Below are 17,025 nucleotides of genomic sequence, written 5' to 3'. Positions count from 1 at the left end.
AGTTAGTCTACCTCCATTACTTCAGTAAAGTTTTTGAAATTGTTAGTACATTTAGGGATAATCATTATAGCATCATCTATATTTGCAAATGTAATAAAACTATTTTCATTGAATTTTGATTCGTCACATAGGACATAGCATTCATTACATCTTTTTATAGATTCTGTTTTTACAAGGGCTTCATTTAGATCTGGTGTAGTATATCCTCTTTCAGAAGTAACACCATTGGTACCAAAGAAACCTTTAGTAAAGTTGTATTTTTTTAAACTGTTTACAGCTTCGATACCTACAATAGCTTCAGTAGTAAGTTTTACTTCACCACCTAAAATTATAGTTTTAAAGTTATTCTGAATTAATTTTTTTGCATGAACTATACCGTTAGTTACAAATACAACATTTTTAGCATCTATATAGTCGATAATTAATTCAGTAGTAGTTCCTGCATCGATATAAACTATATCTTCATCATTAATAAGAGAAGCTGCGTACTTAGCTAGTTTTTGCTTTGTATTAAAATTTAATTCTTTTTTTATATTAACTGTAGTTTCTTCTTTAAATTTAGTGTTTGAAATTATAGTTGCTCCACCATGTATTTTTTTTAGAAGACCTAATTTGTGAAGAGTATTTAGATCACGTCTAATAGTTGATTCTGATGCATCTAGTAGAGTGACTAATTCTGTCACAGTAATGGTAGATTGCTCTTTCAATTTTTTAAGAATAATTTCATGTCTTTCTTCTGTTAACATTTACATCACTCCTTGGTTATATAATAATCAAAATAAATCAAAAAATCAATAGTTATAATCAAAAATAATCAAAACAAATCAAAAACAATCAAAAGAGTTTTGAATTTATACAGTGTATTGTAAAAAAAGGAGGTATCACATTAACAAATGAAAAGTTGTTAGCGATACCTCTTTTTATTATGGCACAGGTCAGGGTAATTTCAGGGCACAGGTTAGATGGCACAAGGCACAAGTAAGGTTAATTTTCCCCTGCATAGAAAATATTATAGTCCTTAGGGCGGTGAGATGTACAATTGTATTTATAGATATATCTAGTGCATATATAAAACTGTTATACTTAAGTGTTGTTTTCACTAATCATGAATTCCTAGTTCAAGCTACATGAAAGCGCAGCCTTCATTAGCCCCCTAATTGTGCACTGATATTCTATTTTGATGAAAAAACTGCCGCACTTTGATCTATAACTTTTTTGTGCGACAGCTCCGTAAAGATAATTTAAGACTCTTCATCATCAGATACTAGGTTTTGTATACTTTCTATTAAATCAACTTGTTCACCATATTTTAATTCTATTCTGTAAAGGAAATTCATCCACTTTTCTGTGGAGTTAAGAATTTGTATATATATGTATTGAATTTTTGTAATATACTGAATTGCATCATCATATGAGGTATCAGTATTTACTTGTAGCAAAAGTTCAAACACAGATATATAATAATCAATTATTTCTATAGGAAATCTTTCTTTTAAGTGATCCGCAAACTTGTCTAACATTTTAAAATCACTATATTCTATAGGGGTAGATTTAACATTTTTCAATACTTCAATGATATTATCGTAAAGTTTTTCAAAAAGGCATATTTGTAAATAATCTTTTTTTGCATTAATTCCAAATTTTACAATGTTTAGCAGGTTTGGACGTATATTAATAAATTCAGCTTCATCCATAGATTTTTTGATTTTTTTATATTCTTCAAGATAATTTTTTTCATACGGTATTTTAAAAGCTGAAAATAATAGCTTTTTATATTCATACATATTATCATTATTTAAATAATAATCTAGGGCCTTTGTTATTATATTTTTAGTAATATCTATATTATTAAAAGATTCGTTTACTAGCTTATTTAATTTATCTTCTTCTTTATATTCTATATAGTAATTTAAAAGATAGTTATATATATCAGATTTTGGTTCTTCGTTATTTAGTAACGCTTCTTCACAAGCTTCTGTGGCTTTTTCAGTTTGATTTGTATTTATATAATATTTAGCTAATTCAAAAGAAGTCATACCGAACTTTTCTTTTTTGATTTTTAAGAATTTTTCTTCATTATTTAATTTATCTTTATATATATTCATTATAAATAAATAATCACTATCACTAGGTTTTTCTTCAAGTAATGTTACAAGTTGAGTCCATAAGTTTGAATTATCACATAAACTAGAGAAAAAGTCTAAAAAGGTATCTTTCATAGTATCATCTAAATTATTGTAATATACAAAGATTTTATTTATTAATTTTGATTTACAAGTATCATCAATTTCTTTATTAGATGTTATTAAAGTTAAGTCATCTATTATATTAAAAAAGTCAGATAAATCCTGGTCAGAATAAGTATTCTCATTCTCGAATTTGGAAAGAAGCCTAGAAAGGATATCCCACTTTTTCCATAATAGCTCTTGAGGAGATTCATCGATAATAGTTTTAGGTATCATAGATATTGAAGATGTATGAATCATAGAACTAGGTTTATTTGAGGCATTAATTTTTTGAATCCAGTTTAAAATTAAATTATTAATATTGCTATCTGTTTCAGAAAGATAAAATATTAAAGATTCTAAATCGGTTCTCTTAATTACAGAAAGTTCATTTTTTAATAATTTTTTCTCCAAAGATAACAACTCCTTATAAAATTTACAATATAGTAATATTATACAATAAAGTTTTATAAAAATATAGAAATTATTAATATTAATGGGAGTTTATTGAATTATCTATAAAAACTTTTATGCATTTCAAAGTTTCCTCATTTATTACATGTTCAATTTTTTCTGTTTCTTCTAATATAGAATCTTTAACACCTAAAATAGATAAAAATTTGAAAACTATGTTATGACGGTTATAGAGATATTCACCATAGCATTTTCCAGAATCGGTCAATTCTATAGCACTATATTTTTCATATTTAATTAATTTTAGTGAACATAATTTTTTCACCATATTATTTGTAGACGGTGCTGTTACATTAAGAGCATGTGATAATTCACTGATTCGTGTATATCCTTGGTTTAAAGAAAGTCTATAAATCATTTCTATATAATCTTCCATAGAAGCAGTTATAAGATTGTTGTTGAGATATGTGTTAAATGTATGAAAGGTATTTTTATCTGTCAAAGAGATCACCTCAAAAATATAGTTACAAATATATATATTTTAATAAATAGTGTAGTAGTACATATATACAATGAATTGAAAATGTGTAACGATATTTTTTTATTACGAATAGTATATATTAAGTAATAAAAGTTAGATTAATCTAACAAATATACTTATGAATTTTGTGATTTATGGAGGAAAATAAAATGGAGATGTTATCAGAAGTAGGGACAGGTAAGTCCGCTATAGTTACATCAAATGAGGCTGGAGAATTGTTAAAAGAGCGGTTAATGTCTCTAGGATTAACTAATGGAGCAGTTGTAGAGGTATTGCGTAAAGGACCTAAAAATAACTTAACTGTGTATAGAATTCGTGGAGCTATGATTGCACTTAGAAAAGAAGAATCTTCTTTAATTAAAGTTTCTTTGGCTAAGTGATTATATATTAATTATCTTAGGAGTGATACTGTTGGGGTTAACAGCTCAATCAACTAAAAGTACAGCTATGAAGGATATATTTAATATTGAAAGAAAGCCAGGTCAGTATGTTATTGCACTAGCAGGTAATCCAAACACAGGAAAAAGTACAGTTTTTAATTATTTAACTGGGCTTCATCAACATACGGGAAATTGGCCCGGAAAAACTGTGGTCAATGCGAGAGGAGAATTTAAGTATAATGGTAATGAATATGTTCTGGTAGACTTGCCAGGAACATATTCATTACTTTCATCATCTATAGATGAAGAGGTAGCAAGAGATTTTATTTGTTATGGAGATTATGATGCAGTAATAGTTGTTACTGATGCAACTTGTTTAGAAAGAAATTTTAATCTTGTATTTCAAGTTATGGAATTAACAGATAAGGTGATTGCTTGTATAAATCTTATAGATGAAGCTAAAAAGAAAAATATTACTATAGATAAAGATGGAATAGAGAATGAATTAGGTATTCCATTAGTATTGACGGCAGCCAGACAAGGTAAGGGCATGAATGAACTAAAAGATATTATAGAAAAAGTTGCTTTCAATCAAATAGACATTAAGTGTAATAATGTTATTTATGATGATGATATAGAAAAGATGGTAGCAGATACATCAAAGTTGTTGGAGGAATATGATAGTATAAATAAAAGATGGATAGCATTACGACTTTTGGACAGTGAAGTTAATATTTTCAATAAGATAGATGAATTAGGTGAAAAGTTTAATACTAATGTTGCAAAGGAAATACAAAATAAATTAAATTACAAAATAGACAAGATTAAGTTAAGAGAGAAAATTTCTAAAAGAAATTATGATAAAGCTAATGAGATAAAAGAAAAGTATGTGAAAGAGGATCTTAAGAAAGTTAATAGAGATAAAAAAGTTGATGATATTGTAACATCGAAAAGATGGGGAATTCCATTAATGTTAGTATTATTAGGATTGATATTTTGGATAACTATACAGGGAGCTAATTATCCTTCTAAGCTATTAGCTAATGTATTATTTGCATTGCAAGATAAACTAACAGACTTTTTTAATTATATTAGTGCACCAGGATGGTTGCATGGGGTAGTAGTGCTAGGAATGTATAGAACATTGGCATGGGTAGTATCTGTAATGTTACCTCCGATGGCTATCTTTTTTCCTTTATTTACGTTACTTGAAGATTTAGGTTACTTACCTAGAGTGGCTTTTAATATGGATCATCTATTTAAAAAAGCTTGTGCTCATGGAAAGCAATGTCTTTCAATGTGTATGGGATTTGGCTGTAACGCTGCTGGAGTTGTTGGGTGCAGAATAATTGAGTCGCCAAGGGAGAGAATGATAGCAATTTTGACTAATAATTTTGTACCGTGTAATGGAAGGTTTCCTACCCTTATAGCAATAGCTACTATTTTTTTTGCAACAACTACTAATATGTTTACAAATTCTATCATACAAACATTGGCAATAGCAATAATTATAGTTATAGGGATAGGAATAACGTTGTTAGTATCATACGTATTGTCAAAAACGTTATTGAAGGGAATACCTTCAAGTTTTACGCTAGAATTGCCTCCGTATAGGGTACCTAAGATAGGAAGAATTTTATATAGTTCAATTTTAGATAGAACATTATTTGTTTTAGGAAGAGCTGTTGTTGTAGCGGCACCAGCAGGGGCTATAACTTGGATTTTAGCTAATATTTATATTGGTGATGCAAGTGTAATGACCCATATTTCTAATTTTCTACAACCTATTGGCGAATTTATAGGATTAGATGGATTTATATTAATGGCTTTTATTGTAGGAATACCAGCTAATGAAATTGTTTTACCTATACTATTAATGGGATATTTAGCTACAGGTTCTATCAATGATTTTTCTAGTTTAGATTCACTTAGGACAATTTTAGTTAATAATAATTGGACGATGCTTACAGCTTTAAATACAATGTTATTTAGTTTACTTCATTGGCCTTGTGCAACTACTTTATTTACAATAAAAAAAGAAACAGGAAGCAAAAAGTGGACTTTGGTATCTTTTTTATTACCTACTGTAATAGCTTTTACCGTGTGTTTTATAACCAAAACAGTATACAATTTTATTTTATAAAAGTATTGACTATATAGCGTAACAATGTTACGCTATATCTATAATGTTTGCAAACAAGTATTTTTTTAATTAGCAACGTAACAATGTTACGCTGAAAGGTGGGTTATTATGAAAAGTGATATGAAGTTATCTGGATCAGGAAGTATAGTAGAAGGAGAATATGAGAATATATCCGTTTCTGGTAGTGTAAAAATATTAGGTAATATAAAGGCAAGAGATATAAAGATATCTGGTTCTGTTAAAGGAGAAGGAAGTATACATTCGAATTCATTAAGTGTATTTGGATCTATGCATATTAATGGCGGTACTGAAGTAGAAGAAAATATAAAGATTAGCGGATCAGCGAAGATTGGTGGAGTAGTAAAGGCAAAAAATATAAAAACTAGTGGAGCGCTTAATATTAATAATGATGTGAATTTTGAAGAAATGAAATGTAGCGGTTCATTATATGTTAACGGAAATTGTGAAGGAAGTAGACGGAAATAGTGTTGTAGGTGAGAGAGTATGTGTGAAGAATTAATTTCTAAGAAAGATTTATTAAGAGAAAAGGAAATATCCTATGGACAGCTTTATAGATGGAAGAGAAAAAATTTGATACCAGAGGAATGGTTTATAAAAAAGAGTGTATCAACAGGGCAAGAAACATTTTTTCCGAAGTCAAAGATTATAGAGCGTATAGACAAAATCTTAGAATTAAAAGATGAAATTTCATTAGATGAATTAGCTGATAAATTATTATCTAAAAATGAAAATATAAAAATAAAGCGTCAGTATATTATAGAACATAACATTGTTTCACAACCTATTCTAGAAAAATTTGAAGAAGGTTATGGAAGAGAAGAATATTACTATAGTGATAAGCTATTTGCTCTTAGAATATATAATGATCTTATAACATCTGGTGTTGTTAGTATTGATGAAGCTAATAATATAACAAAGTCAGTAAAGGAAGGATTTTTAAAGATAGAGGAAAATTCAGTATTACTGATAAAACGAAAATTGGGAGTTTGCTTTTTTTATGTAGCAAAGGGAGAAGAAATAATTTGTGATAATGAGGCAAAAACAATTTATAACATAAATTTATATAAGGTTTTAGAAGAAGTAAATTTATATGGAAGAATATAAGTTGTAATATGTAAATCCTAAACTAAGATGAGCTAAAAAGAATATACAAAAAACCTATTGCAGAAAAAGATGAATTTTTGCAATAGGTTTTTTATTATATTTTAACAATAATAGCAATTTCCACAATTATGACAATGATGGTGGTGATGTTTTTTCTTTTTCTTCTTCTTTTTTTTCTTCCAATCCTTACACTTCTTAAATTTCTTTCCATAAATATCTTTTTCTTTATGATGATGACTATGATGCTCAGGGCAAGAAGGACAAGGTGGACATGGTGGACATTGAGGGCATGGTGGACATTCTGGGCACTTTGGACATACTATAGTTGCATCTTCATAAATTTTAGATTTTTCTGTAGGTTGATTAGAAGTATAAATAATGGTGTTAGGTGCAGTATTTACAGGAGTTTGTACGCAAGAAGGACAAGAATGAGCATGTTGTACTTCTATATCAGCACCGATTAAAGCAGGTCTTGCATTAAAGCAATCATTATTTGCATTTCTATTATCTTCATTTACATATTTGCCAAAGTAAGCATTTATATATTCATCCATCATAGCATCCCAAGTATTTTTATTGATTATTCCATTAGTATCGAGGTTACTTTCTAGTTGGAATATTACTAAGTTTTCACGAGTTTTTTCACCAAATTCACCATCAAGTATTAATGGAGTAATTTTTGAGTTATCTCTATGAATTATATTTAATATTTCTTGTAATACTTTAATCCAGTTACCAGAGTCACCTATTTTAAATTCTATATTAGGATATTCATAGTATAGTTTTGGAGTATTAGCTTTATTTGTAGAATCTAATTTAGAGTAAACATCAAAAATCATATTCCAAGTAGTAGGACCAACTATTCCATCAGGATTTAATCCAAAATATTTTTGAAAAGCAATTACGGCAGCTTTTGTTTTTGAACCAAAGTGTCCATCAGCAGATATATTTGGTAGTACAGTATATTTAGAAGCTATAGATGAAAGGTATGATTGAATCTTTTTAACTTCATGTCCTGTACTACCTTTTTTTAATACATAGCCAGGATATTCGGAAGGTTTTACTATACCTTGTTCTAGATTTTTTTCGATACTTTTGAAAGTGTTATATATTTTATTCCAAGTTTTTTTGCCTACAATGCCATCTACTTCTAGGTTAAAGGCATTTTGAAAATCTTTTACTGTATTTTCGGTATTAGTTCCAAAAATACCATCAATTTTTAAAGAATATATATCTTCATAATAAGCGGAAATAGCACTTAAGAAATATTGAAGTTGTTTTACTGCTTCACCGGTAGAACCTTTTTTCAATATTCCTGGGTAAGTTACTGAAGAAGGTAGTTCTTCGCCTTCGGATTCTAATTCAGCTAAACTTTTTATAGCAACGTATATTGAAGAAATTTTATACCAAGTTGCTCTACCGATTATACCATCGGCAGTAAGATTAAATATTTTCTGAAATGACTTTACAGCTTTTTCTGTATTTTCATCATATATGCCATTTACAGGATATATTTTTGGTATAGCAGGATAATTATCACTAATTCTATTTAGTTGAATTTGAATTGTTTCAACATCAGCTCCTTCTTTTCCTAATTTTAATACTTCACCAGGATAAGATTCTAAGGTACCTTCTATTGTACTAGTTTGTCTTAATTCAATATCATTTCCATAGTAATATCTGAGAATTTCTAGGGCAGAGTAATTTTTGTTTGCTAGGTCTACTGTACCCCATTGAGAAAGACCGTTACAGGTTACAGTTGAACCATTACAATACTTAGCAAATAATGGCTCCTCAAAACCGATTTTTCCAATATAAACGTTGAAAAGTGAATCAACTATTTTACTTATATTATCGTAAATATTTCTATTTTTTACGAAGTATTGATCATAAGCGGTAGAGTTAGTAATTTGGAAACTATATCCCTTATTTCGATACCATTCAGTATAGATTCTATTTAGGGCAAAAGAAACTTGGCAGTTAATATTTGATATTAGTGATTCTGTAGGCCAAGTTGGATATATTTCACTAGAAGCGACATTCTTAATATAATCTATAAATGGAATCGTTACATCTTCTGCATAAGAATCAGGGGAACCTAAATGAACTGTAATATATTGAGGAATATAAGGTTCTCTTAATACATAAGTGCTAGTAGGACGTGAACCTACTTGTTTGTTAGGTATATCTAAGAGTAATGCATTTTTAGGTATATCTATTACTTCTGCTTTTTCTTTTCCTTTTGTACTTGGAAGCATAGCTATTTCTTGAAGGGTAGTGATGCCATCAAAGATTTCTACACCATGGATTATAACATCTTTAAATCCTGTACTTTTAACATAGATATCATATGTTTCATAAGGAACTAAATCTTTAGTAGGTTTTAAAGTTAAATCTTTATCTTTTGTCTCTAATTTTATATGAGGTGATTTACCATTACTATCTACATTAAAATTTGATTCAGCAATAGTGGTACCATTAGAAACTTTTTTTACTGTAATAGTAGCATTAGTTACTGGTCGTGCTTCTCTTCCGATGTAAAGTTGGACTTGCAGTCTTCCTAAACCCATAAAAATCTCCTTAAAATTGTTACCTTACTGTTTATAATATGAAAAATACTAGGTGGGGGTTCGTAATAACATTATTTTAGGATAAAGATGATAATATATTAAATAATACAAAATAAAAATATTAGAAAAAATAGAAAAAAGTAGTTGACGAAAAGAATAAGGAAGAATATACTAATTCCTATAGGAAAACAAGATTTTAAAGGAGCGGTAATTATGATGAAAATTATTTGTTGTTTAAGAGGGATAAATATTTAAGACAAATTTATTTCGTAAAAAACCAAGTAAAACGATAGGAATGAGGTGTGAATATGAATTTGAATTCAAAGTTAATACATGGAGGAATAGATGGAGATAAGGTCACTGGAGCAGTAAATGTTCCTGTATATTTAACATCAACTTATAAGCAACCAAGGTTTGGAGAAAATTTAGGCTATGAATATTCAAGAACAGGAAATCCTACAAGAGAAGCAGTAGAAAAACTTATAGCAGATTTAGAAAATGGAGTTAGAGGATTTGCTTTTGCTTCAGGAATGGCAGCAATAACAGCAGTTTTAAATTTATTTAAAAGTGGAGATAAAATTCTTATAAATGATAATTTATATGGAGGTACTTTTAGGGTAATAGATAGAATTTTTAGTAATTTTAACCTTAGTTATGAAGTGGTAAAAGATTTTAATAATTACGATTTTAGTAGTGTGGATAAAAGTGTAAAGGCAATAATTATTGAGACACCAACAAATCCATTGTTAACAATAACTGATTTAGAGAAAGTTTCAAAGGTGGCAAAGGAAGCTGGTTTATTTACAATAGTAGATAATACATTCATGACTCCATATTTGCAAAACCCATTGGAGTTTGGAGTGGATATTGTAGTACATTCTGCTACTAAGTATTTGGGAGGACATTCTGATACTGTAGCAGGCTTAGTAGTAGTAAATAGTGAAGAGTTAGGAGAAAGACTTCATTTTATTCAAAATTCTACAGGAGGAGTATTACCACCATTTGATTCATATCTATTGATAAGAGGAATAAAAACTCTTTCAGTTAGATTAGATAGACATCTTGAAAATGCTAAAGCTATAGTGGAATTTTTGCAAGGACAAGATGCTATAGAAAAAATATATTATCCAGGAATAAAAGAACATCCAGGTTATGAAATAAATAAAAAGCAAGCAAGGGGAGCTGGAGCTGTAATTTCTTTTACTCTAAAAGAAAGGTATGATTTCAAAAAGTTCATAGATTCATTAGAATTAATAACCTTTGGAGAAAGTCTAGGTGGAGTAGAGTCACTATTATGTCATCCAGCAACAATGACTCATGCAGCACTTCCAGAAGAAGCTAGAAAAGCTTTAGGAATTAATGATAGACTTTTGAGGTTATCAGTGGGAATTGAAGATAAAAATGATCTAATTGATGAGATAAGAAGAGCTATTGAAAATAGTAAAAAGTAGTTTTTATATAAAGTTTAAGAAGTTATAATTTTAGTTTATTCATTTATTGAAAGTTCCAATAAAAAAGGCTTAAGTACAATATTAGAAAATGTACTTAAGCCTTTTTCTAATTAAAAGATAACAAACGTTCTATATCAAAATATTAAATTCTTAAAAAATTCTTACAAATACTTTATAATAATCTGAAAAATCGTTAATTCATGCTATAATTTATAAAAAACCTTATAGGAGGAACAAAATGGGGAAGTGGTTTAAAAAATTATCATTATTAACTATGATATTGATGATTTTATGTACAATTTTTGCAGCTTATGATACAAAAGCAAGTGAAAATTCTAAGATTGAGATTAATACAACTTATGGGATTGAAGGAAAATATAAAGGATCAGATTCCATTCCAGTAAATATTGATGTTAGTAATAAAACAGAAAAAGATATTAAGGGAACCGTTGAGGTAAGAGTAAATTCTAACGATGGAGATACATATAATGCCTATGCTAAAGAAGTAGTTATAGAAAGTGGAAAAACAGAACATATAACAATACCAGTAAAATTAGGGGAAGAAAATAAAAAAGCTACAGTAGTACTGCTTGAAAAAAATAAGGAAGTAGCCAAAAAAAAGATGTTAGTTGATTCTGGTAGAGTATTAGATTTTGATTTATTTATAGGAACATTAACAGATGACTTTAATGGCATAAGTTATCTTGGCGATATGAATTTTCAATATGATAAAAGTAAGTATGGAGATCTAGGAGATGGAAAGGTTACCAATGTTCCATTATCATTAGATCAATTAGCAGGTAATATTGGAAATTTTGAAGCTCTAGATGTAATAGTAATAAATAACTTTTCTATTTCAAAACTAGAAGAAGTTCATTATAAGAACCTTAACAATTGGGTAAAAAATGGTGGAACTTTAATTATTGGAACTGGGGTAAATGTAAATAAAACTGCAAGTGGAATAAGTAGTAAGTTATTAGATTTAACTGTTGATGGAAAAGAAGATAAAAGTATAAATATTTTGGGAGATAATCTAATAGCTACTGTTGCTAATTTAAGTATTAAAAATTCTAAGGAGGAATTAGAATCAGGTAGTGATACATTAATTTATTCTGTACAAAAAGGAAAAGGAAATATATATGTAGCTACTTTTGACTTAGGGACAGAACCAATTGCTTCGTTTAAAGGTAATAAAGAGGTTTGGCAAAACATACTAATTGGTGGATTAAATGAGAAGCTTGAAAATTACCAAATGCATGGAGTATATTACGATAATAATTCTTCTAGTATGGTTCCAATGGATAAGGAGATAAATTTTACAGTGATTTCTCTAGTATTTCTTATTTATGTATTATCAATTGGATTAGGTGCATATTTTATTCTTAAGAAAATTAAGAAAAATGAATATTTATGGATTGTAATACCAGTATTATCTATAGTATTTACAGTAGTGATATATGGAATTGGAAGTTCTACAAGGTTTAAAGATATTATACTTAATCAAGTAAATATAATAAACGTTGATGAAGATGGAGTTGGCATAGTTAAAGGTAATATTGGTATAGCTAATAAGAGTAAGGATGATTTACTTGTAGAAGAGGTAGAAGGTACTACCCTTGAGTATATTACAAATGATTATGGATATTCTATGGATGAAAAAAGTGAACCAACAAAATTAGGTGTAAGAACAATCTATAAAAATGAAAAAGCATTTTATGAATTTAAAGATAATGGGGCTTTAAATATTAGAAACTTTTCTATAGTTGGCAGAGAAGAATCTGTAGGGAAGTTAGAAACAAAACTTAATTATGTAAATGAAGGTATATCAGGAACTATTAGAAATAATTTAGATTGTAATATTAATAAATTACTAGTGGTTTCTGGAAACAATATATGGGATTTAGGAGATATAAGAGAAGGTAAGGATATTAAGATAAATAAATTGAAAAGTACCTATAATGGTGGTTTAGAGCAGTATTCATATGAGATGCAGAATAATTATTATATAGGTAAGAAAAGTGAAAAAAATTTATTTATAAACGCAAATATATTAACTTCTTTATCACAAGAATTAGAAAGTACTGGTGTCTATTATATTGCTATTACTGATAAGAAGATAGATTATGGTTTTAATTTTGATAAGAAGAAATTATCTAAATATGATATAACCACAATGATAGGACAAGTAGATATTGATTTCAAAGATGAAAATGGAAATTTAAATTATCCTGTAGGGTATTTTAATATGGATATTGTTACTATGAGCCCGGGAATAAGCCTTGATAGAGGATCAGTAATTTGGGGTGATGGAACAATTGAAATGGATTATAAGATAGATAGTAACGTAGTTGTAAAAAATATAGGTTTTTCTATACCAAGTAGCAATTATTCTTATAATGAAGAGGAAGAAGTTGAAATTTACAATAATAACACAAGTAAATATGAAAAATTTGATTTGAAAACTGGAAAAGTACGTGATATTGAAGATCTTGATAGTTACTTAAAAGATAATACGGTAAGAGTTAGAATAGTTGCAAATCAAGAAGAAGGAATGACCATTCCACAAATTTCTGTATCAGGGAGGGAAAAATAATGCTATCTATTAAGGGATTGGAAAAGACATATGGAAGTTTTAAAGCATTAAATGGTTTAGATCTTACGATAAATAAAGGTGAGATATTTGGATTTATTGGTCCTAACGGTGCAGGGAAAAGTACTACTATGAAGATAGTAGCAGGATTATTAACTCCTGATAGTGGTGAAGTTTATGTAGATGGTATAGATGCTATAAAAAGAAATAAGGAACTAAAAGAAAAAATAGGATATATGCCAGATTTCTTTGGAGTTTATGATAATTTGAAAGCTATAGAGTATTTAGAGTTTTATGGTTCTATTTATGGGTTAAGTTATAATGAGGGAAAAAAGATAGGGATGGATTTATTAGAATTGGTAAATCTTAAGGATAAAGCGGAGTCCTATGTTGATGGATTATCTAGAGGTATGAAACAAAGATTATGTTTAGCTAGATGTCTTATGCACAATCCTAAATTACTTATATTAGATGAACCAGCCTCTGGAATGGATCCTAGAGCTAGATTTGAAATGAAGAATATATTAAAAAATTTAAGAGAAATGGACAAGACCATAATAGTAAGTTCTCATATATTATCAGAGCTTGGTGAGATATGTACTAATATAGGAATTATAGAAAGAGGTAAAATGGTATGCCAAGGCACTGTGGAAGAGATTATGGAAGAAGCAAAGGGGAATAATCCTTTATTTATTACAGTAATAGATGGTGTAGAAGAAGCTGTAACGGTGTTAAAAGAAATTCCTACAATAGGTAAAGTTACTTTTGATAAAAATAAAATTACTGCAAGTTTAAGTGGTAATGAAGCTGAAGCGGCAGAAGTTCTTAGAACCTTAATTAATAGAAATATAAAAGTTACTTCATTTAATAAGTCTGAAGGAAATCTTGAAGAGTTATTTATAAAGTTAACTGAGAATGTTGAAAGTTAGGGGGAAGAGGTATGAGGATAAATCCAGTTTTAAAAAATGAAGGAAGACTTGCTACTAGAAATATTAGATTTTCTATGATGATATTAGTTTTTATAGCGTTATTATCAATAGGCGGTATATTTTTATTTAAGGTAAATATAGTTGATGTTAATGCAAGAGGAATAGATTTGTCAGGAAATATATTTGTATACATAAGTATAGCTTTTATTGAAGCAATTTTATTACTTTTTATTGTGCCAGCGCTAACAGCAACAGTGATATGTTCAGAGAGAGAAAAACAAACTTTAGATATATTGTTATCCACAAGTATGAGTCCTTTATCTATAGTTGTTGGAAAACTAATATCTTCTGTAAGTAAGGTAGTGATATTAATAATAGCCACTATGCCTGTATATGCAATAACCTTTTTTATTGGTGGTGTTAATATAGGTAATATTGTTTCATTAAGTTTGTTTTTTATAGTTGCAACATTTTTCGTAGGATCTATTGGATTATTTATATCTACTGTTATTAAGACATCAAAGGCATCAACAGCAACAACTTATGGTGTTACACTATTTGTATTTATTGTTATATTAATAGTATCAGCAGTATGGATGGCACTGACCATTGATGTAAAGAGTGGATCAAGCAATGCTAAGTTACCAGTGTTTTGCTATTTAAGTCCGATTATTGGTTTTGTATCAATGCTAATAAATCAAGTCGGAGGAATAAAATTAAGTATGATTGGTGGTATATATATTATTCCATGTAGTGACCATGCAGTATTAATTTCTGTAGTTGTACAAATAGTTATTACAGTTATACTAGTATTATTGTCAGCATATAAGTTAAATCCATTAAACAAAAAGAAGATATTAAAAAAATAAGAAATAAAGGGTGAATGGTATGAAGGCTTTAGAAAGAGAAATAGATAATTTTATAAAAAAAGCCTCAATAAAGATAGGGGTAAATTTTATCATAAGAAATTTAGTAATTAGCTTAAATATTGCTCTATGTATTTCTATTTTTGTAATAGGTTTATCACTATTTTTACCTATACCTTTTAGGAGTGAAATAGCTTATGGAAGTATCATTGTTTTAGTGATACTTTCCGTGGGCTATTCTTTTGTTAAAAGGTATAGAAAGAAACAAGTTGCGCTAATAGTTGATTCAAAAGGACTTAAAGAAAGAGTAACTACATATTTAGAATTAAGAGGCAAGGAAGATGATTTTGCAATAGCTCAAAGAGAGGATACATTAGAGGCAATAAGAAAATTTAATATAAAGGATAAGTTACCGATAAGATTTCCAAAGAAGGAAGCGATATTGGCTCTAGTGTTTGCAGTAATATGTATTTCAATGTCTTTTATAAACACTTCAGCTACAGAAAAAGGGAACAAGATTAGAGAGCTAAATAAAACAAAGAAAGAAATAATTGAAGAGATAAAAAAAGAAGAGAAAGATATTGATAAGATAGATAATCTTACTGAAGAGGAAAAGAAAGAATTAAAGGATATATTAGATAAAGCAAAGGAACAAATAAAAGAAAGTGATAAAAAATCAGACTTAGATAAAGCTAATGAAAGGTTAGAAAAAAAGTTAGAAAATTTAAAAGACAAGCTTCCATCAGAAAAAGGGAAAAAGGATATAGAAAAAATATCAAATAACTTATTAAAAGAATATAAGGAAAATATGAAGAAGGAAGCTAAGGAAGATGAAAATGCAGTAAAAAGTAATTTAATGAATACCGAAGAAGGAAAGAAGTTATTAGAAGCAATAAATACTGGTGATAAAGAAAAAATAGCAACGGCATTAGGGGATTTAAACAAGTCATTAGATAGTCTTAGTGATGCTGAGAAAAGTAAGTTAAGTAACAGTTTTTCAGATGCAGCAATGGCAGTAAATAGTGAAGATCTTAAAGAAGCATTAAGTAGTGCAGCTGATGGTGTTATGGATGGAAAGATAAGTGCGGAAGATTTATCAGGAGCATTAGCATCGATGAAGTCAAAAAGTAATGGTGGCAAAAAGCCAGGAGGAAATAATGGTTCTGGGGATAGCAATGGATCAGGCAATGGTAATGGAAGTGGCAATGATAACGGTAATGGAAATGGTAACGGATCAGGTAGTGGATTAGGTGGAGGATGGAATACTGGTAGTAAGAATGGAACTGAAAGGGTAGATACTACAAAATCTGCAGAGGAAATTTATATACCAGGTAGGGAAGTAGGTAATGATGGTAATCTATCTGGTGGAAAAAATGAAGGCGGCAATACACAAAGTATTACTACTAAAAATGGAGTTAACACTAGTGGGAGTAAGGATAATTATACCAAGTATGTTGAAGATTATAGTAATGAAGCCTTGAATAATTTAGATAGTTCGTCAATGCCAGATAGTTTGAAGGATGTAGTTAAGGATTATTTTGAGGGGCTGAAATAAATCAGTGCACAGTTGTCAGTGCACAGTCAATGTCGTCAAATTAAGGAATGTTTATAAATTCCATATAACTTTTTTATAATATCACTTTAAAGATATCAGAAAAAATGGTATACTAAATAAATCCGCGGTTAAACGGACTTGTTTCTAGTATTTGGATTTTACAATCTAAATACAGGATTTTTGGTTGTAATGGTGCGTTTTCCGAGGGTGTGTGTGTTTTCGCTCAATAGAACGAT

General features: G+C 28.8%; 13 protein-coding genes. 9 read left to right on the top strand and 4 right to left on the bottom strand.

Annotation, left to right across the window (positions count from 1 at the left end; all coding sequences use genetic code 11):
- Positions 1-2: 2 nt before the first annotated feature.
- From KQI30_RS10655 to KQI30_RS10645, 3 genes are all read right to left on the bottom strand, one after another.
- Positions 3-746 (bottom strand): DeoR/GlpR family DNA-binding transcription regulator, encoded by a 744-nt coding sequence (locus KQI30_RS10655; RefSeq protein ID WP_216463296.1) that lies wholly within the window; start codon positions 744-746, stop codon positions 3-5.
- Between the two features lie 495 nt (positions 747-1,241).
- Positions 1,242-2,639, bottom strand: a complete 1,398-nt coding sequence (locus KQI30_RS10650; RefSeq protein WP_216463295.1) for a hypothetical protein — start codon at positions 2,637-2,639, stop codon at positions 1,242-1,244.
- 79 nt (positions 2,640-2,718) lie between these two features.
- Positions 2,719-3,141: a metal-dependent transcriptional regulator gene (locus tag KQI30_RS10645; RefSeq protein WP_253287473.1), complete on the bottom strand. Its 423-nt coding sequence runs from the start codon at positions 3,139-3,141 to the stop codon at positions 2,719-2,721.
- A gap of 188 nt (positions 3,142-3,329) precedes the next feature.
- Here KQI30_RS10645 and KQI30_RS10640 point away from each other — a divergent pair, with 188 nt between their 5' ends.
- From KQI30_RS10640 to KQI30_RS10625, 4 genes are all read left to right on the top strand, one after another.
- On the top strand, positions 3,330-3,560 hold the full coding sequence (locus tag KQI30_RS10640) for a FeoA family protein (protein WP_216463293.1): 231 nt from the start codon (positions 3,330-3,332) through the stop codon (positions 3,558-3,560).
- Between the two features lie 31 nt (positions 3,561-3,591).
- Positions 3,592-5,703, top strand: a complete 2,112-nt coding sequence (gene feoB / locus KQI30_RS10635; protein ID WP_216463287.1) for a ferrous iron transport protein B — start codon at positions 3,592-3,594, stop codon at positions 5,701-5,703.
- A 108-nt stretch (positions 5,704-5,811) separates the two neighbouring features.
- Positions 5,812-6,189 carry a hypothetical protein gene (locus tag KQI30_RS10630; protein ID WP_216463286.1) on the top strand — a complete coding sequence of 126 codons (378 nt, stop codon included), beginning with the start codon at positions 5,812-5,814 and terminating at the stop codon, positions 6,187-6,189.
- Between the two features lie 18 nt (positions 6,190-6,207).
- The gene (locus KQI30_RS10625) at positions 6,208-6,828 is read left to right on the top strand and encodes a DUF4004 family protein (protein ID WP_216463285.1); all 621 of its coding nucleotides are present in this window, start codon (positions 6,208-6,210) and stop codon (positions 6,826-6,828) included.
- Positions 6,829-6,929: 101 nt separating this feature from the next.
- Here KQI30_RS10625 and KQI30_RS10620 read toward each other — a convergent pair whose 3' ends face one another.
- On the bottom strand, positions 6,930-9,398 hold the full coding sequence (locus KQI30_RS10620; RefSeq protein WP_216463284.1) for a peptidoglycan-binding protein: 2,469 nt from the start codon (positions 9,396-9,398) through the stop codon (positions 6,930-6,932).
- 308 nt (positions 9,399-9,706) lie between these two features.
- On the opposite strand from KQI30_RS10620, the gene KQI30_RS10615 reads away from it, so the two are divergent.
- The 5 genes from KQI30_RS10615 to KQI30_RS10595 all read left to right on the top strand — a co-directional run bounded on the left by KQI30_RS10615 (position 9,707) and on the right by KQI30_RS10595 (position 16,789).
- Complete coding sequence (locus KQI30_RS10615; protein ID WP_216463283.1) at positions 9,707-10,849, top strand: trans-sulfuration enzyme family protein; 1,143 nt, start codon at positions 9,707-9,709, stop codon at positions 10,847-10,849.
- Positions 10,850-11,087: 238 nt separating this feature from the next.
- Positions 11,088-13,442, top strand: a complete 2,355-nt coding sequence (locus KQI30_RS10610; RefSeq protein WP_216463282.1) for a hypothetical protein — start codon at positions 11,088-11,090, stop codon at positions 13,440-13,442.
- Positions 13,442-14,368 (top strand): ABC transporter ATP-binding protein, encoded by a 927-nt coding sequence (locus tag KQI30_RS10605; RefSeq protein ID WP_216463281.1) that lies wholly within the window; start codon positions 13,442-13,444, stop codon positions 14,366-14,368. The genes KQI30_RS10610 and KQI30_RS10605 overlap by 1 nt, the downstream gene beginning before the upstream one ends.
- Before the next feature lie 11 nt (positions 14,369-14,379).
- A complete protein-coding gene (locus KQI30_RS10600; protein ID WP_216463280.1) occupies positions 14,380-15,237 on the top strand; it encodes an ABC transporter permease in 858 nt (285 codons plus the stop codon).
- 19 nt (positions 15,238-15,256) lie between these two features.
- Positions 15,257-16,789, top strand: a complete 1,533-nt coding sequence (locus KQI30_RS10595) for an apolipoprotein A1/A4/E family protein (protein WP_216463279.1) — start codon at positions 15,257-15,259, stop codon at positions 16,787-16,789.
- Positions 16,790-17,025: the final 236 nt, after the last annotated feature.

Origin of the sequence: Clostridium bornimense, assembly GCF_018917145.1 — a bacterium.
Classification (GTDB): Bacteria; Bacillota; Clostridia; order Clostridiales; family Clostridiaceae; genus Clostridium_AN; species Clostridium_AN bornimense_A.
Note: the sequence above shows the minus strand (reverse complement) of the source record. Positions and strands in the feature narration are given on the sequence as shown.

Bases quoted from the DNA above. Each gene is read 5' to 3' on its own strand.
- KQI30_RS10655 (WP_216463296.1), bottom strand. From the start codon at position 746: ATGTTAACAGAAGAAAGACATGAAATTATTCTTAAAAAATTGAAAGAG.
- KQI30_RS10640 (WP_216463293.1), top strand. From the start codon at position 3,330: ATGGAGATGTTATCAGAAGTAGGGACAGGTAAGTCCGCTATAGTTACA.
- KQI30_RS10630 (WP_216463286.1), top strand. From the start codon at position 5,812: ATGAAAAGTGATATGAAGTTATCTGGATCAGGAAGTATAGTAGAAGGA.
- KQI30_RS10625 (WP_216463285.1), top strand. From the start codon at position 6,208: ATGTGTGAAGAATTAATTTCTAAGAAAGATTTATTAAGAGAAAAGGAA.
- KQI30_RS10620 (WP_216463284.1), bottom strand. From the start codon at position 9,398: ATGGGTTTAGGAAGACTGCAAGTCCAACTTTACATCGGAAGAGAAGCA.
- KQI30_RS10615 (WP_216463283.1), top strand. From the start codon at position 9,707: ATGAATTTGAATTCAAAGTTAATACATGGAGGAATAGATGGAGATAAG.
- KQI30_RS10610 (WP_216463282.1), top strand. From the start codon at position 11,088: ATGGGGAAGTGGTTTAAAAAATTATCATTATTAACTATGATATTGATG.
- KQI30_RS10605 (WP_216463281.1), top strand. From the start codon at position 13,442: ATGCTATCTATTAAGGGATTGGAAAAGACATATGGAAGTTTTAAAGCA.
- KQI30_RS10600 (WP_216463280.1), top strand. From the start codon at position 14,380: ATGAGGATAAATCCAGTTTTAAAAAATGAAGGAAGACTTGCTACTAGA.
- KQI30_RS10595 (WP_216463279.1), top strand. From the start codon at position 15,257: ATGAAGGCTTTAGAAAGAGAAATAGATAATTTTATAAAAAAAGCCTCA.